This is a genomic window from Klebsiella sp. BIGb0149 (assembly GCF_004362605.1).
Lineage (GTDB): Bacteria > Pseudomonadota > Gammaproteobacteria > Enterobacterales > Enterobacteriaceae > Klebsiella > Klebsiella terrigena.
On record NZ_SNYG01000006.1, the window covers coordinates 238,230 to 259,858 of the forward strand.

The window sequence follows — 21,629 nt, forward strand, 5'->3', positions numbered from 1 at the left end:
GCGCTCACCTTAGCCGGGCTATGTGGGGGGAGTTTGAAGCTATGTGAAGGGACGGTGAAGTATCAGCACGGCGCGCACTCCGCCCTGCGGGCGATTGCTGAGCTGAATATCGCCCTGATGCAGCCGCGCCACTTCGCGGACAAAAGCCAGCCCAAGGCCGCTGCTTTTATGGCCGTTTTCACGCGGCAGCGAATAGAAACGTTCGAAGATGCGTCCAAGCGCATAATCCGGGATGCCGCTGCCGCTATCGCTGATGGTCAGCGCCAGGCCCGCCTGCTGCTGCTCTGCGCTCATGACGATCTCCCCTTGCGCAGGGGTAAAATCGATGGCGTTATCCAGCAGATTGCCCAGGGCCTGCGCCAGCAGCTCGCCGTCGGCCTCCGCCGTCAGGCCACTCTCCTGCCAGCGTAAGCGGATTTTCTTTACCGCCAGTACCGCCTCGCGCTCCTCGGCTAAGCGACGGAAAAGGCTATCAATTGCGAGCGGCTCAAGGGCGATCTCCAGTCGGTTCTCCAGCCTCGCCTGGCGTAACAGCTTCTCAACCAGCGACTGCATCCGCGCATTCTGCGTCAGGATATTGCCGGTAAAACGCGCGGCGACCTCCGGCGGGGGGCCTTCACGCAGGATCTCTGCGGCGCCTCGAATAGCGGCCAGCGGGCTTTTCAGCTCATGCGTCAGGGCGTGAACGTAGTTTTCAATGGTATTCTTACCCTCCAGCTTGACGCGCATGCTTTCCAGCGCCAGCGCCAGCTTGCGCAGCTCGCTGCTGCCAACGTCCGGCAGCGGAAGCGGCCGGTCGGCCGTCACCGAATCAGCGTAGCGCACCAGCTTGCCGATCGAGAAGTTGATCCACCAGACCATCAGCGAGCCTATCAGCAGCGCGATCCCCAGCAGCGCCCCGCTGGCCCACAGCATTCGCCGTTCGCTGCGCTTAATCACCGGCGCCATCGCCTGGTTGGGTTTACTGACGCTCAGCACCCCAATAATACGGCCGCCATCGGTGACCGGCGCGGCGACGTACATCACCGAACTGCCCGCGTCGTTAGGGTCGGCCAGGGTGCTGCGCGCGCCGTACTGGCCGTGCAGGGTCAGCCACACGTCATTCCAGCGGGAATAGTCCTGCCCCACCGCTTCTCCCGCCGAATCGAATACCACCTTGCCCTTCTCATCGGTCAGGTAGACGCGATACTCGTTACGCGTTTTGCTGATGCCCGCGATATTCGCCTCGATCGGCCGCTGATGCAGCGTCTGAAACGCCCTTGCCAGGCGCCCCTGCTGCGGCTGAGTGGAAAGCAGATCTTCTCGCGCCAGCTCCGCCAGCAGCGTGGCGGTATCAATCAGCGTACCTTCCGTCGCCCGACGTACCCCGGGTTTGATTTCCTGGACGAAAATGAAAAGCACGAACCATGCCGCAATCGCGACAATCAGAAAGTAGCCCAGCAGCAGCCGCATGCCGATGCGCATCAGGCGCCTCCCAGGCTATATCCCATGCCGCGATGCGTATTAACCGGTGAGAGGTGAGGATTGACCTCGCGCAGCTTGGCGCGCAGGGTTTTGATATGGGTATCAACGGTGCGGTCGAAGCTTTCATGCGCATCCCCCCACACCGCGTCCATCAGCTGCTGGCGGGAAAAGACCCGCCCCGGCGAGCGCAGGAGCGTTTTTAGCAGCATGAATTCATAGCGCGTCAGGGTTAACGGCTGGCCGCACCAGGTGACCCGTGCCGCGGCCTCGTTGAGCTGAAATTCGCCCACCTGCAGCACTGCGCCAGAGGCCGCAAACTTTTGCACCCGCCGCAGAACGGTGCGCACCCGGGCGCACACTTCGCGCGGCGAGAAGGGCTTCGCGATGTAGTCATCGGCGCCTATTTCAAGGCCCAGCAGCTTATCCACCTCTTCGCTACGGGCGGTGAGAAACAGGACCGGGAGCGTCGGATAGCGGCCCAGCAGCTGACGGCACAGCTCAAAGCCGCTGATGTCGGGCAGGCCCACGTCCAGAATGGCCAGGTCCGGCATCCGGTGGCGGGCGGCATCGAGCGCGGGCAGCCCACGCGCAAAAACGCTCACCACAAAGCCTTCCTGCTGGAGCATGTAGACCAGCGTGTCGGCAATACTCTGCTCATCCTCCACCAACCAGATCTGCGGCTGCTGCATCGTCGTTCCCTGTTATTTATTCCACGGCATGATCGGCACGGCGCTGATCGCATTCTTCGGCGATCCGTCAACGACCTTATCGGAATAGCTCATGTAGATCAGGGCGTTACGCTTGCTATCGTAAAAACGGACAACCTGCAGCTTTTTAAACACCAGCGAAGTACGTTTCTGGAACACAACGTCTCCCTGCGACTTGCCGTTTTTGATCTTATCGGTCACTTCAATCGGCCCAACCTGCTGGCAGGAGATCGCCGCGTCAGAGGTGTCTTCAGCCAGTCCCAGACCGCCCTTAATGCCGCCGGTTTTCGCCCGGCTGATATAGCAGGTCACGTTCTGCACGTCCGGATCGTCAAAGGCTTCAACGACGATCTTATGGTCCGGGCCGAAGAATTTGAAGACGGTATCTACCGAGCCAATCTGTTCCGCCTGAGCCGCCTGGCCGCCGGCTAATAAAAGCAGTCCGATCATTAACTTCTTGTATTTCATATTGTTACCATTTTTTAGAATTTCCCCGAGCGATGATTATCTGCTCAATGGAAAAGGTTTATAGATCACAGCTTTACAAAAATAGCGGAGAGATTCGCTGACAAATCGCATTTAAAAGCAAAAAAAACACTGAATGCTAAAACATCAAAAAATGCTATTATCCGCTACCTTAAGTAGCAGGCACCTAAGTTTAAGGATGAGGACATTTTATGGATCAAGCAGGGATTATTCGCGATCTCCTTAGCTGGCTGGAAGGTCACCTGGATCAGCCGCTGTCGTTGGACAATGTGGCAGCGAAGGCGGGTTATTCCAAGTGGCATTTGCAAAGAATGTTCAAAGACGTAACCGGCCATGCCATAGGTGCCTATATCCGCGCGCGCCGTTTATCAAAATCGGCGGTGGCTCTACGCCTGACCGCGCGTCCGATCCTCGACATTGCGCTACAGTACCGCTTCGACTCTCAGCAAACCTTTACCCGGGCGTTTAAAAAGCAGTTCTCCCTGACGCCTGCGCTCTACCGCCGCTCCCCTGACTGGAGCGCTTACGGTATGCGTCCTCCGCTGCGTCTGGGCGAATTCACCATGCCGCAGCATGAGTTTATCACCCTGAGCAATACGCCGCTGATTGGCGTGACCCAGAGCTATACCTGTAAGCTGGAGGAGATCTCTGACTTCCGTAACCAGATGCGCGTGCAGTTCTGGCGAGACTTCCTCGGCAACTCGCCGTCGATTCCGCCCACGCTCTACGGCCTGCATGAACCGCGTCCAAGTCTTGAGAAAGATGACGAGCAGGAGGTCTTCTATACCACCGCCGTGACGCCGGAGATGGCCAACGGTCACCTGCACAATTCGCATCCGATCGCTCTGGAAGGCGGTGAGTACGTGATGTTCACCTATGAAGGATTGGGGTCCGGGCTGCAGGAGTTTATCCTGACGGTGTACGGCACCTGTATGCCGATGCTGAACCTCACCCGCCGCAAGGGCCTGGATATCGAACGCTTCTTCCCTGAGGATGAAAGCCGGGATCAGGATACGCCGATTCAGCTGCGCTGCGAGTACCTGATCCCGATCCGCCGCTAGCGCTGCAGTTCGTCCATCGCGGGGGCATCAAGATGCGAAATATCCCCCGCGGTCTCCACCACCCAGCCTGAAGCCAGCCACGGGCTTTGCTGATAGTCAACGCGCGAAATGGAACAGTTACGCAGGCGCAGCCGACGTTCGGCGTGCGCGGGCAGGCCAAGAATCGTGCTCACCAGACAGCCCAACGCCATGCCGTGACTCACCAGCAGCGGCCGACTCCCCTCAGGCAGCTCCAGACAGGAGGTCAGCGCCGCGTGCATACGCTGGCTGAGCTCCTGCATCGACTCGCCTTGCGGAATACGTCCGTCCGGGGTGCCGTTAACCAGCCGACGACGCCAGCCCTCCTCCTCCGCGCTCAGCGAATCGATATGGCGTTTCTCAAGAACCCCCATATCCAGCTCGCGCAGGCGTGAGTCGAGGACGATGCTGCAGCCGCAGGCTTCCGCGATAATTTCTGCTGTTCGCCGCGTACGGCCTAAATCGCTGGCAATAATATGCGTAATGTTCAGCGTTCTGGCGCGTTCGCCAACCTGCCAGGCCTGGCGCTCACCGTGGGCGGTTAGCGGACTGTCGGACTGGCCCTGAATACGTCGCTCGGCGTTCCACTGCGTTTCACCGTGGCGAACAAGGTGTACCTGTAACATGCTTTTTATCCGTTCTGTGCTCTTCACAATTTCGGCTGACGGGCCGGTGGCCTGCAGCGAAAACGATTTGGAGTATACTGCGATGACGTTAATTTATTCTGAGTTGTTTGATTATGCACCATGTTGTCTCAGCTACCACTAATCCCGCCAAAATTCAGGCAATTCTGCAGGCTTTTAACGAGATCTTCGGCGAAGGATCCTGCCACATTGAGTCCGTCTCCGTCGAGAGCGGCGTGCCGGAACAGCCGTTTGGCAACGACGAAACGCGCGCTGGCGCACGAAATCGGGTCGAAAACGCGCGGGCCGCGCGCCCGGATGCCGATTTCTGGGTCGCCATTGAGGCCGGGATCGACGACGGCAGTACGTTTAGCTGGGTCGTTATCGAAAATAGCCTGCAGCGCGGCGAAGCGCGCTCGGCCACGCTGCCGCTGCCGGCGGCGATCCTCGAACAGGTCCGCGCCGGCGAAGCCTTAGGACCGGTGATGTCACAGCATACCGGCATCGATGAAATTGGCCGTAAAGAGGGAGCTATCGGCATTTTTACCGCCGGTAAGCTGACGCGCAGCAGCGTTTATCATCAGGCGGTAGTGCTGGCGCTTAGCCCGTTTCATAACGCTATTTATCGTTAACGTTCAGCAGCGCCTGCTCCAGCCACTGTCGCAGCTCGGGGGGCGCCGATTTCAGGCTATTTGAGCCGCGGGTAATGGTGGCAATCCCGGCGCCGAGCTCGCTTTTCAGCTCGCGCTGGCTCATCTCTCCGCGCAGCAGCTCTTCAATAATCCGCACGCGGGTGCCCAGCGCCTCGCGCTCATCGGGCGTCAGCATCAGCTGCAGCAGCGGCAGGTGCAGATCGTCGGCGTACGCCTGCTGAAGCAGGGCCACGAAACGAAGCCACTCCTGATGACGTTGTTCGGCCACCGCCGCTGAATAAGGGGATTGTTGGGTCATGTTGCGCCGCCATGTTAAGGCCGACGGCTCGAGCCGCCGAGCGTGTGTACTCATTAACGAGTACAAAGCATAGCATACTCCGGTTAATACTCTATGGATTTCGGGCGGCATAGCAAAATGCTATGCCGCCCGCAGGCCGTCGGCGCTAGTAACGCTGCTGCCACTCCGCATCGCTGAGCATTCCCGCTTTCTCACCCATGAAGTAGCGATAGTAGGCGTCATAGGAGAGCACGTTCTTCACGTAGCCGCGCGTTTCCGAGAACGGAATGCTCTCGATAAACGCCACCGCGTCGATCCGCCCGGCGCTATTGCTTCGCCAGGTGCGCACCCGTCCAGGCCCGGCGTTGTAGGCGGCGGATGCGTAAATGCGGTTATTGCCGAACTGCTGATAAACGTACTGCAGATAGCTGGTGCCAATATTGATGTTGGTTTCCGGATCCAGCAGCTGCGACGGGCCGCCGTAGCCGGCAATATTAAACATCCCAACCGTATGGGTAGCGGTGCCCGGCATAATCTGCATCAGTCCGCTGGCGCCAACCGGCGAGCGGACCTTCGGGTTCCAGGCGCTCTCCTGACGGGCAATCGCCATAGCGTAGCTTTGCGTAATATCCTTGCCGCTGATATAGCGGGAGAAAAGATCGTTCCAGGCCAGCGGGAAGCGCTCTTCCAGCTGATCCCACAGCTTTCCGGCGATCGTTGCCTGAACGCTCAGATCCCACCAGTGCTGGTTGAAGGCATAGCGCGCCAGCTGCGCCTGCTGATCTTTGGTTCGGCTGGTCACCAGGTTGGCCCACTCGCTGCGCGCGGTGTTATCCATATTCCAGTACATCAGCTCGCGCACCCTGGCCATTTCCGGCCCCGAGGTCAGCGCCGAATCGAGGGTGGCGGGCGCCTTATCGATACGGAAGGTGAACTCTTCGCCCAGCCGCTGGGCGGCAATCATCGGGTAGAAACCGCGCTGCTGCATCAGCGAACGGAGGATGGCTTTCGCTTCATCATCACGCCCGCGCTCCAGCAGCAAATCCGCCTGCCAGTAGCGCCACTCGTCTTTCTCTTTGGCCTCCATCGGCAGGCGCGACAGCCAGGTGTTCAGGCCGTGGCGATCGCCGGTCCCCAGCGCCATGCGCACGCGGCGCTCCACCAGCGGCGTGGACTGCGAGCGCATAATGGCGTCATCGCGCCAGACCGCCTGCTCGTCGGTCACGTCGGTGCCCATCAGGCGCCAGGCCACGATATCGCGCAGCGCCTGGGTTTGATCGTCATTGAGCTGCTGCGCCTGGACCAGCGATGGGATCATCAGCCGGGCGTTTTCAACGTCCTGGCGCGCCACGCTCTCAAAGGCCACCGCCGCCATCTGGCGGGTGAAATCGGTGGCTCCGGTGGTGCGGGCAAAATTCATCACGGTATTCGGATCGTTAGCCAGCGCCACGATCGCGGAAGAGATGGTCTGATACTCAGGCGGCATCTGCTGCGCCAGCGATCGCACCAGGCTGGTGTTGCCCGCCTTCATCGCCAGGCGGATGCGTTCGAGCCAGGCCAGCGGGTCCTGCTGGCCGGAAGCGCGCCAGGCGCTAAACAGCGCATCGCACGCGTTGGGCTGGCTTTTACCGGTAAGCCACAGCGTTTTTGCGCCGTCCCAGGCCTCCTGCGCCTGACCCACGCTCAGCTTCGCATAGTAATAGTTACACTGCGCCTCGGTGCTGGCGGGCTTATCGGGGCTAAACGCCAGCAGCCCTTGCCAGTCGCTGCGGCGGGCCAGCTCGTTGACGAAGCGGGATTTCAGGGAGCGCGCGGGCGGAAGCGTGGGGTTAGCCTCAATAAAATTCTTCACCACCAGCGCCGGCTGGTTCATCAGGTCATCGGTTATCTGCCGGTACTGGAGGTACGGGTATAACGGATAGGTCGACAGCGTGGGCATCAGCTCGTCGACGACCGACATCTGCCGGCTATCCCACGCCTGCTTAATTTGGGCGTAGCGGCTGCGCTGTTCATCCAGTGAATCCGCATGCGCCAGCTGGCTAAGCGTCAGCAGGCTTACGCCGGCAGCCAGAAGACGCCATGCCGTAGTTTTGGCCTTTTCCACAAGCTATTCCCCTATTTAAGTCCATCAGAGCAGCATCGTGCCGCTTTTAAAATATTCCGGTATCGCTTTAGATATGCTAACCAGACAACGCCAAACGCGCCACGTCCTGAACATTTTTTTACTCTTCTGTGAATCCCATCGCCTCTCTGGGATTAAAGCGCGAAAAAGGCTACACTTCGCCTTTGAAAACTATTCACTACCCTACTCAAAATCATTCTCGCTAATGCAGCCTGAAGGATGAAGAGTATATAAAAGAGGCGAAGTCCAACGTGGCTCAATTCGTTTATACCATGCATCGTGTCGGCAAAGTGGTTCCGCCGAAACGTCATATTTTGAAAAATATCTCCCTGAGCTTCTTCCCTGGCGCGAAGATCGGCGTTCTCGGCCTGAACGGCGCCGGTAAGTCCACCCTGCTGCGCATTATGGCCGGTATCGATACCGATATCGAAGGCGAAGCCCGCCCGCAGCCGGGCCTTAAGATTGGCTACCTGCCGCAGGAGCCGAAGCTCAACCCGGAGCAGACCGTTCGCGAGTCCGTGGAAGAGGCGGTTGCCGAAGTGGTTAACGCCCTGAAAGGCCTCGATGAGGTGTACGCTAAGTACGCCGAGCCGGACGCCGACTTCGATAAGCTCGCCGCACAGCAGGGCAAGTTCGAGGAGATAATCCAGGCGCACGACGGCCATAACCTGAACGTGCAGCTCGAGCGTGCGGCCGACGCCCTGCGCCTGCCTGACTGGGATGCCAAAATCGCCAACCTCTCCGGTGGTGAGCGCCGCCGCGTGGCGCTGTGCCGCCTGCTGCTTGAAAAACCGGACATGCTGCTGCTCGACGAACCAACCAACCACCTGGATGCCGAATCCGTGGCCTGGCTGGAACGCTTCCTGCACGACTTCGAAGGCACCGTTGTGGCCATTACCCACGACCGTTACTTCCTTGATAACGTCGCCGGCTGGATCCTCGAGCTCGACCGCGGTGAAGGCATTCCGTGGGAAGGCAACTACTCCTCCTGGCTGGAGCAGAAAGATCAGCGTCTGGCCCAGGAAGCCTCTCAGGAAGCGGCGCGCCGCAAGTCCATTGAGAAAGAGCTGGAGTGGGTCCGCCAGGGCGCCAAAGGCCGTCAGTCTAAGGGCAAAGCCCGTCTGGCGCGCTTCGAAGAGCTCAACAGCGTTGAATACCAGAAACGTAACGAAACTAACGAACTGTTTATTCCGCCTGGAGCACGTCTGGGGGATAAAGTCGTTGAGGTCACCAACCTGCGTAAATCCTACGGCGATCGCCTGCTGATTGACGACCTGAACTTCTCGGTACCGAAAGGGGCCATCGTCGGGATCATCGGGCCAAACGGCGCGGGTAAATCCACCCTGTTCCGCATGATGTCCGGTCAGGAGCAGCCTGACGCCGGTTCTATCACCCTGGGTGATACCGTCAAGCTGGCCTCCGTCGATCAGTTCCGTGACGCGATGGATAACAGCAAAACCGTGTGGGAAGAGGTCTCCGGCGGGCTGGATATCATGAAGATCGGCAACACCGAGATGCCGAGCCGCGCCTACGTTGGCCGCTTTAACTTCAAGGGCGTCGATCAGGGCAAACGCGTCGGCGAGCTGTCCGGCGGTGAGCGCGGTCGTCTGCACCTCGCCAAGCTGCTGCAGGTTGGCGGTAACGTTCTGCTGCTCGATGAACCAACCAACGACCTGGATATCGAAACCCTGCGCGCGTTAGAAAACGCCCTGCTGGAGTTCCCGGGCTGCGCGATGGTTATCTCGCACGACCGCTGGTTCCTTGACCGCGTCGCGACCCACATTCTGGATTACCAGGATGAAGGTAAGGTGGAGTTCTTCGAAGGTAACTTTACCGAATACGAAGAGTACAAGAAGCGCACCCTCGGCGCCGATGCGCTGGAGCCGAAGCGCATCAAGTACAAACGTATTGCCAAGTAATAAGAACAGGTAATAAAAAACGGGTGGCCCAGGCCACCCGTTTTTCTGTTCATCGCCGCCGCATAATGCGGCCATCGCGCCCGTTAGCCCGGCTCGCCCATCAGCTGCTTCACCAGCTCAACGCAGCGCAGAAAGCGCGTATCGTAGTCCGCCTCTTTCACGTGTACGAAGTTTATTTCGTTCTCTTTCAGCAACGACACCAGCAGGGTCTGGAACTCCGTACGATCCACCGAGCTTCCCAGACTGCGTAAACCGTCGGCCACCCACGGCGTGTTGTTCTCCAGCAGGATAACCAGGTCAAAACGGTACTCGTCGATCAGCGCCTGGACGAAGGGATGCTCGCGGCCTTCGTACTTCAGACAGAACGCCTGGGTACTGACAAAATCGGTATCGATGAACGCCACTTTATTGGCATATTTCACAGCAAAATCAATGTACTGAGCGTGTCCGAGCGCAATTTTATCATAGTCAGAATACTGCAGCGCCATCTCGTCGCCGCCCAGATGCGAGAAGACGTAGTCCCGACCGTACTCCCAGGCGCTGGTGGTATTGAAGATGTTGGCCAGCTTATTGACCAGCGTCGATTTACCGCTCGATTCGCCGCCGAGGATCGCCACCGTGCGCACGAAGAACGGCTTCACTTCGGTGGGAATATATTCCCAGTAGCGGAACGGGTTTTCGCGAATCTGCCCGCCGCTGATGTTCATAAAGGTTCGCTTAGGATCGATCAGTACCGTTTCGATCCCCAGCTGCTCCAGATACTGCGGCGCGTCGGACTCTTCTGAGGAATAGATCCAGTTTGGCTGAATGCCCTTCTCGTCCATAAAGGCGCGGATCCCTCGGCTCCAGACGTCCCAGCCGTGCGGATAAGGCTCCATCCCCTCTTCATTAAAGGCGTGAATGCGGATGTTTTTCTGATACTTGAACGTTTGCAGCAGCCAGCGCAGACGGTCGGGCACCGTCGGCTGCTGCGACATGGCGCTCTCTTCAAACAGCTGGCGGTCGCGGGTATCGTCATAGCCCATGATGATATGCAGCTCGTCGACCTGGCTGCAGGCGCGCTGGATCAAATAGATATGGCCGGTATGCAGCGGGTAAAACTTACCAAACACCACGCCGACGCTTTTCTGCCGACGCGGGAACTCAAGGCCGAGAAAGCGGTGCAGAGCTTCCAGCTTCTGCGCGCTCGGGCTTTTAATTTTCGCATTCAGCAGCTGGCTCAGATAGCCTTTGGTCATCCCGCTGGCTTCAGCCACCTGCTGTAGCGTGCAGCCTTTTTGCTTAATCGCGGTTTTGAGATAGTCGAACGATGACACAAGAGCCTCCTGCTTGAGCAATACTGAAAAAATATCCTGTGGGTTTCTGATGGCGGCAAGCGAACGCCGCCAACACACCTGCCGCCGGAAAGACGACGGATATTTAATTATAAGTCGTCAAAAACGCTTAGCGCATCCGCAAGCTTTTTCACGCCAAAGATTTGCATCCCTTCCGGTACTTTTTTCGGCACGTTGGCGGCCGGGACGATGGCGCGGCGGAACCCGTGCTTGGCCGCCTCGGAGATGCGCTCCTGGCCACTGGGCACCGGGCGGATCTCGCCGGAGAGCCCCACTTCGCCAAACACCACCAGATCGTGCGGCAGCGGACGATCCCGCAGGCTCGACACCATCGCCAGCAGCAGCGCCAGGTCCGCGCTGGTTTCCGCAACCTTCACCCCGCCAACGACGTTGACGAAGACGTCCTGGTCGGACATCTGCAGGCCGCCGTGACGGTGCAGCACCGCCAGCAGTATCGCCAGCCGGTTCTGCTCCAGCCCCACGGCCACCCGGCGCGGGTTGGACATCATGGAGTGATCGACCAGCGCCTGAATCTCCACCAGCAGCGGACGGGTGCCTTCCCAGACCACCATCACCGAGCTACCGGAAGTGACCTCATCGCCGCGGCTGAGGAAAATAGCCGAAGGGTTGCTGATTTCGCGCAGCCCCTGCTCGGTCATCGCGAAGACCCCCAGCTCATTCACCGCGCCGAAGCGGTTTTTATGGCTGCGCAGGGTGCGAAAGCGGGAATCGGCGTCGCCATCCAGTAGTACCGAGCAGTCAATACAGTGTTCGAGCACCTTCGGCCCGGCCAGCGAGCCGTCTTTGGTGACGTGACCCACCATAATAATCGCCACGTCGCGGGTTTTGGCAAACCGCGTCAGGTAGGCGGCGGTCTCACGCACCTGGGCCACGCTGCCCGGCGAGGACTGCACGTCGGCCATATGCATCACCTGGATCGAGTCGATAACCATCAGCTGCGGCTTTTCTTCGTCGGCGATCTGGCAAATTTGCTCAATGCTGGTTTCGGAGAGCATGTTGAGATTGGCCGTCGGCAGCCCCAGACGATGCGCGCGCATCGCCACCTGCTGCAGCGACTCTTCCCCGGTGACGTACAGGGTTTTCATTCCTTCCGCCAGCCGGCACAGCGTCTGGAGCAGCAGCGTCGATTTCCCCGCACCCGGGCTGCCGCCAATCAGAATCGCGCTCCCCGGCACCACGCCGCCGCCAAGCACGCGGTCAAACTCTTTAAAGCCGGTGGAAAAGCGCGGCAGCGCCTCAAGGCTGATCTCCGAAAGTTTCTGTACCTTCGACGCGCCGGCATTACCGGCGTAGCCCGTCAGACGCTCGTTTCTCGCCACCTGCGGCGAAGCGGCAATACGCACCTCGGTGATGGTATTCCAGGCATGGCAGGCGCTGCACTGCCCCTGCCAGCGGGGGTAATCCGCACCACATTCATTACAGACAAATGCGCGTTTTGGAGCTTTCGCCACGTTAACCTCTTACTTTTGGTTCATGCTGCCCGAGAGAATACAAAATACCCCCATCAGGTCAGCGTGGCGGATCGTTACTTCCGCCAGCTCGTTCACTTTCGGTTTCGCATGATAGGCGATACCGAGGCCCGCGGCCTTGATCATCGGCAGATCGTTGGCGCCGTCGCCGATCGCCACGGTTTGCGCCGGCGGAATTTCATATTTTTCCGCCAGCTTGCGCAGCGTCGCGGCTTTGTATTTAGCATCGACGATATCACCAACCACGTTGCCGGTTAGCCTGCCGTCCATGATTTCCAGCTCATTAGCGAACACGGCGTCAAGATGCAGCTTGTCGCGCAGGTATTCCGCAAAGAACGTGAAGCCGCCGGAGGCGATAGCCACCTTCCAGCCCAGCGCTTCCAGCTTCAGCACCAGCTGAGTCAGCCCCGGCATCAGCGGCAGCGCGTCACGCACCTGCAGCAAAATATTGGCATCGGCATCTTTCAGCGTCGCCACCCGCTGGCGCAGGCTGGCGGTAAAGTCCAGCTCGCCGCGCATCGCGCGTTCGGTCACTTCCGATACCAGCTCGCCGGTTCCCGCGAGCTTCGCAATTTCATCGATACACTCAATCTGAATGGCGGTGGAGTCCATATCCATCACCAGCAGCCCCGGCGAGCGCAGGTGCGGGATTTTACCCAGCGGCGCGACGTCCAGCCCGGCTTCATGCGCCAGTCGGGTCGCGCGCAGGGTCAGAGAGCCGGCCAGACGAATAACCTGATAGTCTTCAACGACCCAGGAGGCGACGATAACCAGCGCCGCGCCCAGCTCACGCTGCCAGTCGGTTAAACGGCGCTTATCAAGCCCCCGGCCGTAGAGCAGCCAGCCGCTGCGTCCGGCATGATAATCCAGCGGCATGACCTCATCACCGCTCAGCGAAAGCGGTAATCCAGGCCACAGGGAAACATCTTCGGGCAGATCGCACCAGGTCAAACTGTTTGGCATTACGGCTCCAGGTTTCTTCATTCAGGCGAGGAAAATAACGCATGAGGCTACCTTGTAACCAGCGCTTCTGGCAACATTAAGCTGCAAATATTAAAGGTGGAATATGGTACGCGCAAAACTGAAATTCCGACTGCATCGCGCCGTCATCGTTCTGATCTGTCTGGCGCTTCTTGTCGCCCTGATGCAGGGAGCCTCGTGGTTCAGCCAGAACAGTCAAAAGCAGCGTAACCCGCAGCTGGAAGAACTGGCCCGCACGCTCGCCCAGCAGGTTTCGCTAAATCTTGCGCCGCTGATGCGCAGCGAAACGCCCGATGAGAAGCGCATCGGCCAGCTGCTGGAGCAGCTTACGCAACGCAGCCGCATCCTTGATGCCGGCGTCTATGACGACCAGGGCGACCTGGTGGCGCGCTCCGGCGAAGGCGTCAACGTCCGCGACAGGCTCGCCCTCGACGGCAAAAAGGCCGGCGGCTACTTTAATCAGCAAATCGTCGAACCTATTCAGGGCAAAAACGGTCCGCTTGGCTACCTGCGCCTGACGCTGGATACCCATACGTTAGCGACCGAGGCGAAACAGGTGGATAATACCACCAATATTCTCCGCCTGATGCTGCTGCTATCGCTGGCTATCGGCGTCGTGCTGACCCGCACCCTGCTGCAGGGTAAACGCACCCGCTGGCAGCAGTCGCCATTCCTGCTTACCGCTAATAAGCCGGTACAGGATGAAGATAAAGATGAATAAGGAAATCGCCAATGTCGACTCTACGCCTGCTGCTTTCCGACTCCTACGATCCGTGGTTCAACCTCGCGGTTGAGGAGTCTATTTTCCGCCAGATGCCGGCAACCCAGCGGGTGCTGTTCCTGTGGCGCAACGCCGATACGGTGGTGATTGGCCGGGCGCAAAACCCGTGGAAAGAGTGCAACACCCGCCGGATGGAGGAGGATAACGTGCGTCTGGCCCGCCGCAGCAGCGGCGGTGGCGCCGTTTTTCACGATCTGGGCAACACCTGCTTTACCTTTATGGCGGGCAAGCCCGAGTACGATAAAACCGTCTCCACGCGTATCGTCCTCGAGGCGCTTAACGCGCTGGGCGTCGCGGCGGAAGCCTCCGGGCGCAACGATCTGGTGGTGAAAACCGCCGAAGGCGACCGCAAGGTCTCCGGCTCCGCCTACCGTGAAACCATGGATCGCGGTTTTCACCACGGCACGCTGCTGCTGAACGCCGATTTAAGCCGTCTCGCCAACTACCTCAATCCGGACCAAAAAAAGCTGCAGGCCAAGGGGATAACCTCGGTACGCGGCCGGGTTGCCAATCTGGTGGAGCTGCTGCCTGGCATTACGCACCGTCAGGTTTGCGCCGCCATTGAAGAGGCTTTTTTCAAACATTACGGCGAGCGGGTGGAAGCCGAAGTCATTTCGCCGGATAAAACCCCCGATCTGCCGAACTTTGCCGAAACCTTCGCCCGTCAGAGCAGCTGGGAGTGGAATTTTGGCCAGGCGCCGGCCTTCTCTCACCTGCTGGATGAGCGCTTTCGCTGGGGAGGCGTCGAGCTGCATTTCGACGTCGAGAAGGGGCATATCACCCGCACGCAGGTGTTTACCGACAGCCTGAACCCGGCGCCGCTGGAAGCGCTGGCCGCGCGGCTGCAGGGCTGTGCGTATCGCGCCGAGGCGCTGCAGCAGGCATGCGAGGCGCTACGGGTCGATTTCCCCGAGCAGGAACAGGAGCTAGGCGAGCTGTCCGCATGGATAGCGGGTGCGGTACGGTAATGGCAGGAGGCGGCCTATCCGGCAGCGGCGTTCGTGCCTTAGCCGGAAACTGCGGCCCTCCCCGCATCGGGGGGAGAGCCGCTCATCTTACTCTTGATCGCCCAGCAGAACGGATTCCAGCGCGATTTTGATCATATCGTTGAAGGTGGTCTGACGCTCGGCAGCGGTGGTCTGCTCGTGCGTACGGATATGGTCAGAGACGGTGCAGATAGTCAGCGCTTTTGCACCGAACTCCGCCGCCACGCCGTAGATACCGGCCGCTTCCATTTCCACGCCCAGAATGCCGTATTTTTCCATCACGTCAAACATCGACGGGTCCGGCGTATAGAACAGATCGGCGGAGAAGATGTTACCAACGCGCGCGTCAACGCCCAGCGCTTTCGCGGCATCAACGGCGTTGCGCACCATGCCAAAGTCGGCGATAGCGGCAAAGTCATGGTCTTTAAAACGCAGGCGGTTCACTTTGGAATCGGTGCAGGCGCCCATACCGATAACCACGTCGCGCAGCTTCACGTCAGCGCGTACCGCGCCGCAGGAACCGACGCGAATGATTTTCTTCACGCCGAAATCGGTGATCAGCTCTTTGGTATAGATGGAGCAGGATGGGATACCCATACCGTGGCCCATAACGGAGATTTTGCGGCCTTTGTAGGTCCCGGTGAAGCCCAGCATGCCGCGCACGTTGTTCACTTCGCGCACGTCTTCAAGGAAAGTTTCCGCAATGTGCTTCGCGCGCAGCGGGTCGCCCGGCATCAGCACGACGTCAGCGAAATCACCCATCTCGGCGTTAATATGTGGAGTTGCCATCGTTTTATCCTTTTATATTTAAATGCATGAAGGGCGGGAAGTTCCCGCCCAAATCCATCAGAACATAGCTTTGCCGTAGTCCATCGCGGAAGTGCCGAAGTAGCTCGCCAGCGTTTGGCCGATATCCGCGAAGGTTTCGCGGTGGCCAAGCGAACCGGGTTTAACCTTCGGACCGTAAACCAGTACCGGAATATGTTCCCGGGTATGGTCGGTGCCCTGCCAGCTTGGGTCACAGCCGTGATCGGCGGTCAGGATCAGAACGTCATCTTCCCCGACCAGCGCCATCAGCTCAGGCAGACGGCGGTCGAACAGCTCCAGACCCGCGGCGTAGCCGGCGATATCGCGACGGTGGCCCCATGAAGAGTCGAAATCGACGAAGTTGGTGAAGACGATTGTCTTGTCGCCCGCTTCTTTCATCTCTTTGATGGTCGCGTCAAACAGCGCGTCCAGGCCGGTCGCCTTCACTTTTTTGGTGATCCCGCAGTTCGCGTAGATATCGGCAATTTTACCCACCGACACCACGTGGCCGTCTTTCTCATCCACCAGCTTCTGCAGCACGGTGGCGGCAGGCGGCTCAACGGCGAGGTCATGACGGTTACCGGTGCGCTGGAAGTTGCCCGCCTTGTCGCCGATAAACGGACGCGCAATCACGCGGCCGATGTTGTAGCCGCCTTCGGTCAGCTCTTCGCGCGCGATTTCGCACAGCTCATACAGCTTATCGAGACCGTAGGTCTCTTCGTGACAGGCAATCTGGAACACCGAGTCAGCGGAGGTGTAGAAAATCGGCTTGCCGGTTTTCATATGCTCTTCGCCGAGCTGATCCAGAATGACGGTACCGGAAGAGTGGCAGTTGCCGAGGTAGCCCGGCAGGTTTGCGCGCTTAACCAGCTTGTCCAGCAGCTCCTGCGGGAAGCTGTTCTCGTGTTCCGGGAAGTAGCCCCAGTCGAACAGCACCGGCACGCCGGCGATTTCCCAGTGGCCTGACGGCGTATCTTTACCGGAAGAGAGTTCGTGCGCCCACGCATAGGCGCCGACAACTTCCGCATTTCCATCCATTCCAGCCGCGATGGAACCCGTAGAACCTTCATGCGCTTTTACCAGACCGAGACGGGTCAGGTTTGGTAAATTCAGCGGGCCTTTGCGGCCGATGTCGGCTTCCCCTTTGGCACAGGCTTGCGCAATGTGTCCGAGGGTATCTGCGCCAACGTCGCCAAAGCGAGCAGCATCTTCAGTCGCACCGATGCCGAAGGAGTCCAGCACCATAATAAATGCACGTTTCATATTATTCTCCGTACCTTTTGCGCTGCAAAAAAGCGATCAGATCAGTATACAGCTATTCAGTAATGCGACGATAGACCGTCGGCGTTTCTTTCGGTGCGGTATCGTCCAGTTTTATTGCCGCCTTCACGGCTTTGGCGGCCTCCTGCCAGCTGGATTCATCTTTCGCATGAATCACCGCCAGCGGCCGCTGCCCGTCAACGCTATCGCCAAGGCGGGCCATATCGGTAAAGCCGACGCTGTAGTCAATCGGGTCGGATGCCTGGCGACGACCGCCGCCCATCGACACCACCGCCATGCCCAGCGCGCGGGTGTCCATTTCAGCGACAAACCCTTCGCCATCGGCATAAACCGCCTTGCTCAGCATCGCGGTCGGCAGATATTTATCATAGTTTTCAACGAAATCGTTCGGGCCTTTCTGCGCAGCCACCATTCGGCCAAAGACCTCGGCCGCTTTACCGTTATCCAGCACCGCCTGCAGCTTCGCCCGCGCGTCGGCGTCGTCCTGGGCCAGCTTGCCGGAAATCAGCATTTCGACGCACAGCGCCATGGTCACGTCAAACAGACGCGGATTGCGGTATTCGCCGGTCAGGAACCGCACCGCTTCGCGGACTTCGACGGCGTTACCGGCGCTGGAGGCCAGCACCTGATTCATATCGGTCAGCAGCGCGGTGGTGCGCACGCCCGCGCCGTTGGAGACGCCAACGATCGCTTCGGCCAGCGCCGCAGAGAGTTCGTAGGTCGGCATAAAGGCGCCGCTGCCCACCTTCACGTCCATCACCAGCGCATCCAGGCCTTCAGCCAGCTTTTTCGCCAGAATAGAGGCGGTGATCAGCGGAATCGAGTCCACCGTCGCGGTAATATCGCGGGTGGCGTAGAAGCGCTTGTCGGCAGGCGCCAGCGAGCTGGTCTGTCCGATGATAGCCACGCCGACATCCTTAATGATGTCGCGGAAACGGCCGTCGTCCGGGAAAATATCAAAACCGGGGATCGCTTCCAGCTTGTCGAGCGTTCCGCCGGTATGCCCCAGTCCACGACCGGAGATCATCGGCACGTAGCCGCCGCAGGCGGCGACCATCGGGCCAAGCATCAGCGACGTGACGTCGCCCACGCCGCCGGTGGAGTGCTTATCCACGATCGGCCCGTTAAGATTGAGGCTTTTCCAGTTCAGTACGGTTCCTGAATCCCGCATCGCCATCGTCAGCGAAACGCGTTCTGGCATAGTCATATCGTGGAAAAAAATGGTCATCGCCAGGGCAGCTATCTGCCCTTCGGAGACGGTATTATCGCGGATCCCGTTGATGAAAAAGCGGATTTCATCATCGCTCAGCGCGTGACCATCACGTTTTTTACGAATAATTTCTTGTGCGAGAAACAAGGTAACCCCCTGAGGAATAAGGTCAAACACGACGGGCGGCGTTATCTGCGCCCGTGCTAAAATCCTGAAGCCCGGCCGCACGTTGCGGCGCCGGGGATCTCCCGGCCTCGGCGCTGGCGCGCTTCGTCCGGGATACGGTTATGTCACCGTTACGTCTTAGTAGCTGCTGGCACTCTTACCGTCGCCGTGGCCCAGCGCTTTCAGCAGGCTAGCCAGCAGGCTTGACGCGCCAAAACGATAGTGACGCGAGTCAGCCCACTCTGCGCCGAACAGCTCATCGGCAATCGCCAGGAACTGCTGCGCGTCTTCCGCGCTGCGCACGCCGCCCGCTGGCTTAAAGCCTACGGTTTCCTGTACGCCCATATCGCGGATAACTTCCAGCATGATGCGCGCGCTTTCCGGCGTGGCGTTTACCGGCACTTTACCGGTAGAGGTCTTGATGAAATCCGCGCCCGCTTTGATGGAAATTTCGGAGGCTTTGCGGATCAGCGCTTCTTCTTTCAGCTCGCCGGTTTCGATAATCACTTTGAGCAGAACGTTAGACGCCGCGCAGGCCTCTTTACAGGCTTTAACCAGGTCGAATCCAACCTGCTCGTTGCCGGCAATCAGCGCCCGGTACGGGAATACCACGTCAACTTCATCGGCGCCGTAGGCGATCGCGGCTCGGGTTTCCGCCAGGGCGATATCGATATCGTCATTACCGTGCGGGAAGTTGGTCACCGTGGCGATATGGATATCCGGCGTGCCCTGCTCATTCAAGGTTTTACGAGCAATCGGAATAAAGCGTGGGTAGATGCAGATAGCGGCCGTGTTACCGACCGGCGTTTTTGCCTGATGACACAGCGCAATCACCTTCTCATTGGTGTCGTCGTCATTCAGGGTGGTCAGGTCCATCAGTTTCAATGCGCGCAGGCTGCTTGCAGATAAATCAGTCATTTCATACTCCGACGGCGTATTGCCGGTTCAATAGTTTGTCACCTTGCGAGTCTGTTACTATTGTAACATCACCTCGCCGCTACACTTCGACATCCATCACAGTTAATGAAAACTAATTACTAACTTGCATAACCATAATGAGATGTAAATCGCATAAAATATCCATACTCACCGTCTCAGCGACAAGTTTTCTTTAAGCATAATCAGAATTCCTCATCGCGCGACAATGTTATTATTATAACATACAGGCGACGTAAAACTCGACACCAGCGCGCACGTATTGTGCTAAAGAAAGAGAGTTTATGCGATTGTAGATTGAAAAATAACGATTTTAATCAACATCAGGGAATGATGGAATTTTCACAAACAAGGGAGCCGTAGCGTGAGTTTTGCCGCCGCCACGGCCCAGAGGGCGGGTTTCGCTTGTTAAGCGAGGTGTTATAGCCTGCCGAACAACGCTTCGGTGTTGCTCAGGAGAGCCTCGGCGATAGCATCCGCCGGCTCCTGGCGCAGCTCGCACAGAGTGGCAAAGACCCGAGCCGCCTGCTCCGGGCGGTTTGGCTCTCCCTGAAAGCCGTTTAGCGGCATATCCGGAGCGTCCGTTTCCAGCAGCAGCGCCGACAGCGGCAGACGCGACATGACCTCACGCGTTTTGCTGGCGCGGGGATAGGTAATGGTTCCGCCAACGCCAATTTTGTATCCTGACTGCACGAAACGCTCCGCCTGCTGCAGGCTGCCGGCAAAGCCATGCACCACCCCGGTACGCGCCAGAGCGTGCTTTTTCAGCAGCATCGCCAGCTTATCGTGGGTGCGTCGCGAATGAAGGATAACCGGCAAATCATAGCGTTTTGCCAGCCGCAGCTGCGCCTCAAGAACCGCCTGCTGGCGATCGAACTGCGGGTCCTCACGATAGAGATCGAGGCCAATTTCCCCAATCGCTACCACCTTCGCGCTGCGCTGCTGCAGGCACGCCTCAAGGCGCTGAAGGCTGCTCTCGTCATGACGCTCAATCACTATCGGATGCAGGCCCAGCGCGGCATACAGCGCATCATGCTGTGCAGCCAGGGCCAGCACGCGGGGAAAATTGTCCGCCTCGGTGGCGGGAACAATAATCCGCATCACACCTTCACGCGCGGCCCGGGCGATGCTGTCCGTTTCATCATCGGCAAACGGCGGGAAATCGAAATGACAGTGGGTATCGATAAACTGCCGCATTACGCCAGATCCTCATTATCGAAGCTGGCATCGTTGGCCTGCGCGGCGTCAATCAGGGTTGCCTGGTGCGCATCGTTGGCCACGGAAGCCGGCGGCACCACCACCGGCGCGGGCACCGCGAGACGCGGCATATGCCGCAGCAGCGGCGGGCGGTCGGCCAGCAGCTTGCCCACCGTTGCCAGGAAATAGCGGCCGCACTGACGGCCGGTTTTATAATCCTCCAGCAGCGCCGGCAGCCGGCTCCCCAGGGCCATGCTTTTTAACGGCTTCTGCGGGTAGATTTCGAGGATCCGCAGCTTATCCGGCGGCTTATCAATAAACTGCTGGGTGGCGCGGTAGGTGGCCTCATGGTGCTGGACCAGATTGACAAACGGCTGCAGGCTGCTTTCGCCGAGCCAGCGCTCCATACGTTTAAACCACTGCGGGGTATAGTACATCTGCGACGGAACCGTGCGGATCACCACAATCGTCTGCGCGCCGCGTTTTGCCGCCTCCTGCACCGGGATCGCGTCGCTGACGCCGCCGTCGAGATAGCTGATACCGTCAAGCATCACGCCGCTGCGATAAAATCCGGGGATCGCGCTGGAGGCGCGGATCTGATCGAGCCAGGTGGACTGCGTCGGGGAAAAGTAGTTAGGGGTATAGTCATCGCCGCGGCAGGCGCACATCCACAGCTCTTTGCCCTGCGCAAACCGATCTTCGGCGTAGCTCATCGCCAGAGGCATTTTTTGCGCCGTGGTTCCTACCAGCCAGTCGAGGTCGATAAGATTCCCGCCGCGCACGAAGCGCATCGGGTCAAAAAACTCGCGGGAGGTAGTGTAACGCGTGATCACCTTGCGCGCGTAGCCCTGCTGGTTGCACATATAGGCGGAGAGATTTTGCGCCCCGGCAGAGGTGCCGAGCATAATGTCAAAAGGGTTAAATCCGGCGCGCATGAACTCATCCAGCACCCCGGCGGTAAAAATCCCCCGTTGTCCTCCCCCCTCACACACCAGGCCAAGCTTGCCTGGGTGAAAAGGTTTAACCGATAATGGCGCAATGTTGCCAAGCGTGACGGGAATTCGATGCCCCACTCTGTCTTCCTGTTTGCTTATTCTATCGCCTCAAGGTAACGCAATTTTTAACCCCCTG

Annotated in this window: 20 protein-coding genes; 5 read left to right on the forward strand and 15 right to left on the reverse strand. The window is 58.9% G+C overall.

Annotated features, from left to right (window positions below; translation table 11 throughout):
• Positions 1-39: 39 nt before the first annotated feature.
• From creC to creA, 3 genes are read right to left on the reverse strand one after another with little or no spacing between them, the layout of a single operon-like run.
• Positions 40-1,464, reverse strand: a complete 1,425-nt coding sequence (gene creC / locus EDF75_RS20540) for a two-component system sensor histidine kinase CreC (RefSeq protein WP_133600713.1) — start codon at positions 1,462-1,464, stop codon at positions 40-42.
• The gene (gene creB / locus EDF75_RS20545; protein ID WP_133600714.1) at positions 1,464-2,153 is read right to left on the reverse strand and encodes a two-component system response regulator CreB; all 690 of its coding nucleotides are present in this window, start codon (positions 2,151-2,153) and stop codon (positions 1,464-1,466) included. The genes creC and creB overlap by 1 nt, the downstream gene beginning before the upstream one ends.
• A gap of 12 nt (positions 2,154-2,165) precedes the next feature.
• Positions 2,166-2,639, reverse strand: coding sequence for a protein CreA (gene creA, locus EDF75_RS20550; protein ID WP_041143962.1), 474 nt, complete (start codon positions 2,637-2,639; stop codon positions 2,166-2,168).
• A 209-nt stretch (positions 2,640-2,848) separates the two neighbouring features.
• On the opposite strand from creA, the gene robA reads away from it, so the two are divergent.
• The gene (robA, locus tag EDF75_RS20555) at positions 2,849-3,718 is read left to right on the forward strand and encodes an MDR efflux pump AcrAB transcriptional activator RobA (protein WP_133600715.1); all 870 of its coding nucleotides are present in this window, start codon (positions 2,849-2,851) and stop codon (positions 3,716-3,718) included.
• Here the strand turns inward: robA and gpmB are convergent.
• Positions 3,715-4,362, reverse strand: coding sequence for a 2,3-diphosphoglycerate-dependent phosphoglycerate mutase GpmB (gene gpmB, locus EDF75_RS20560; protein WP_128879110.1), 648 nt, complete (start codon positions 4,360-4,362; stop codon positions 3,715-3,717). The genes robA and gpmB overlap by 4 nt on opposite strands.
• A gap of 113 nt (positions 4,363-4,475) precedes the next feature.
• Here gpmB and yjjX point away from each other — a divergent pair, with 113 nt between their 5' ends.
• The gene (gene yjjX, locus EDF75_RS20565; RefSeq protein ID WP_133600716.1) at positions 4,476-4,991 is read left to right on the forward strand and encodes an inosine/xanthosine triphosphatase; all 516 of its coding nucleotides are present in this window, start codon (positions 4,476-4,478) and stop codon (positions 4,989-4,991) included.
• Here yjjX and trpR read toward each other — a convergent pair.
• Together trpR and sltY are read right to left on the reverse strand one after the other, a co-directional pair.
• Positions 4,978-5,310, reverse strand: coding sequence for a trp operon repressor (trpR, locus tag EDF75_RS20570; RefSeq protein ID WP_041143958.1), 333 nt, complete (start codon positions 5,308-5,310; stop codon positions 4,978-4,980). The two genes, yjjX and trpR, sit on opposite strands and share 14 nt — an antisense overlap.
• A 145-nt stretch (positions 5,311-5,455) precedes the next feature.
• Positions 5,456-7,393: a murein transglycosylase gene (sltY, locus tag EDF75_RS20575; RefSeq protein WP_133600717.1), complete on the reverse strand. Its 1,938-nt coding sequence runs from the start codon at positions 7,391-7,393 to the stop codon at positions 5,456-5,458.
• A gap of 269 nt (positions 7,394-7,662) precedes the next feature.
• On the opposite strand from sltY, the gene ettA reads away from it, so the two are divergent.
• Entirely contained in the window at positions 7,663-9,330 is a 1,668-nt protein-coding gene (ettA, locus tag EDF75_RS20580; protein ID WP_041143956.1) for an energy-dependent translational throttle protein EttA, read from the forward strand.
• 83 nt (positions 9,331-9,413) lie between these two features.
• On the opposite strand, the gene nadR is transcribed toward ettA, so the two are convergent.
• From nadR to serB, 3 genes are all read right to left on the reverse strand, one after another.
• Entirely contained in the window at positions 9,414-10,646 is a 1,233-nt protein-coding gene (nadR, locus tag EDF75_RS20585) for a multifunctional transcriptional regulator/nicotinamide-nucleotide adenylyltransferase/ribosylnicotinamide kinase NadR (protein ID WP_095103923.1), read from the reverse strand.
• A gap of 107 nt (positions 10,647-10,753) precedes the next feature.
• Positions 10,754-12,136: a DNA repair protein RadA gene (gene radA, locus EDF75_RS20590; protein WP_133600718.1), complete on the reverse strand. Its 1,383-nt coding sequence runs from the start codon at positions 12,134-12,136 to the stop codon at positions 10,754-10,756.
• A 9-nt stretch (positions 12,137-12,145) separates the two neighbouring features.
• Entirely contained in the window at positions 12,146-13,117 is a 972-nt protein-coding gene (gene serB / locus EDF75_RS20595) for a phosphoserine phosphatase (protein WP_133600719.1), read from the reverse strand.
• A 103-nt stretch (positions 13,118-13,220) separates the two neighbouring features.
• Here serB and EDF75_RS20605 point away from each other — a divergent pair, with 103 nt between their 5' ends.
• Positions 13,221-13,856, forward strand: coding sequence for a YtjB family periplasmic protein (locus EDF75_RS20605; RefSeq protein ID WP_133600720.1), 636 nt, complete (start codon positions 13,221-13,223; stop codon positions 13,854-13,856).
• An 11-nt stretch (positions 13,857-13,867) separates the two neighbouring features.
• Positions 13,868-14,884 (forward strand): lipoate--protein ligase LplA, encoded by a 1,017-nt coding sequence (gene lplA, locus EDF75_RS20610; RefSeq protein ID WP_133600721.1) that lies wholly within the window; start codon positions 13,868-13,870, stop codon positions 14,882-14,884.
• 87 nt (positions 14,885-14,971) lie between these two features.
• Here the strand turns inward: lplA and deoD are convergent, their stop codons facing one another.
• From deoD to EDF75_RS20640, 6 genes are all read right to left on the reverse strand, one after another.
• On the reverse strand, positions 14,972-15,691 hold the full coding sequence (gene deoD, locus EDF75_RS20615) for a purine-nucleoside phosphorylase (protein WP_041143950.1): 720 nt from the start codon (positions 15,689-15,691) through the stop codon (positions 14,972-14,974).
• 57 nt (positions 15,692-15,748) lie between these two features.
• Positions 15,749-16,972, reverse strand: coding sequence for a phosphopentomutase (gene deoB, locus EDF75_RS20620; RefSeq protein ID WP_133600722.1), 1,224 nt, complete (start codon positions 16,970-16,972; stop codon positions 15,749-15,751).
• 52 nt (positions 16,973-17,024) lie between these two features.
• The gene (deoA, locus tag EDF75_RS20625) at positions 17,025-18,347 is read right to left on the reverse strand and encodes a thymidine phosphorylase (protein ID WP_133600723.1); all 1,323 of its coding nucleotides are present in this window, start codon (positions 18,345-18,347) and stop codon (positions 17,025-17,027) included.
• 156 nt (positions 18,348-18,503) lie between these two features.
• Positions 18,504-19,283 (reverse strand): deoxyribose-phosphate aldolase, encoded by a 780-nt coding sequence (deoC, locus tag EDF75_RS20630; protein ID WP_133600724.1) that lies wholly within the window; start codon positions 19,281-19,283, stop codon positions 18,504-18,506.
• A 438-nt stretch (positions 19,284-19,721) separates the two neighbouring features.
• A complete protein-coding gene (locus EDF75_RS20635; RefSeq protein ID WP_133600725.1) occupies positions 19,722-20,498 on the reverse strand; it encodes a TatD family hydrolase in 777 nt (258 codons plus the stop codon).
• Positions 20,498-21,571, reverse strand: coding sequence for a patatin-like phospholipase family protein (locus tag EDF75_RS20640; RefSeq protein ID WP_133600726.1), 1,074 nt, complete (start codon positions 21,569-21,571; stop codon positions 20,498-20,500). Before EDF75_RS20640 ends, EDF75_RS20635 begins: the two co-directional genes overlap by 1 nt.
• Positions 21,572-21,629 lie beyond the last annotated feature (58 nt).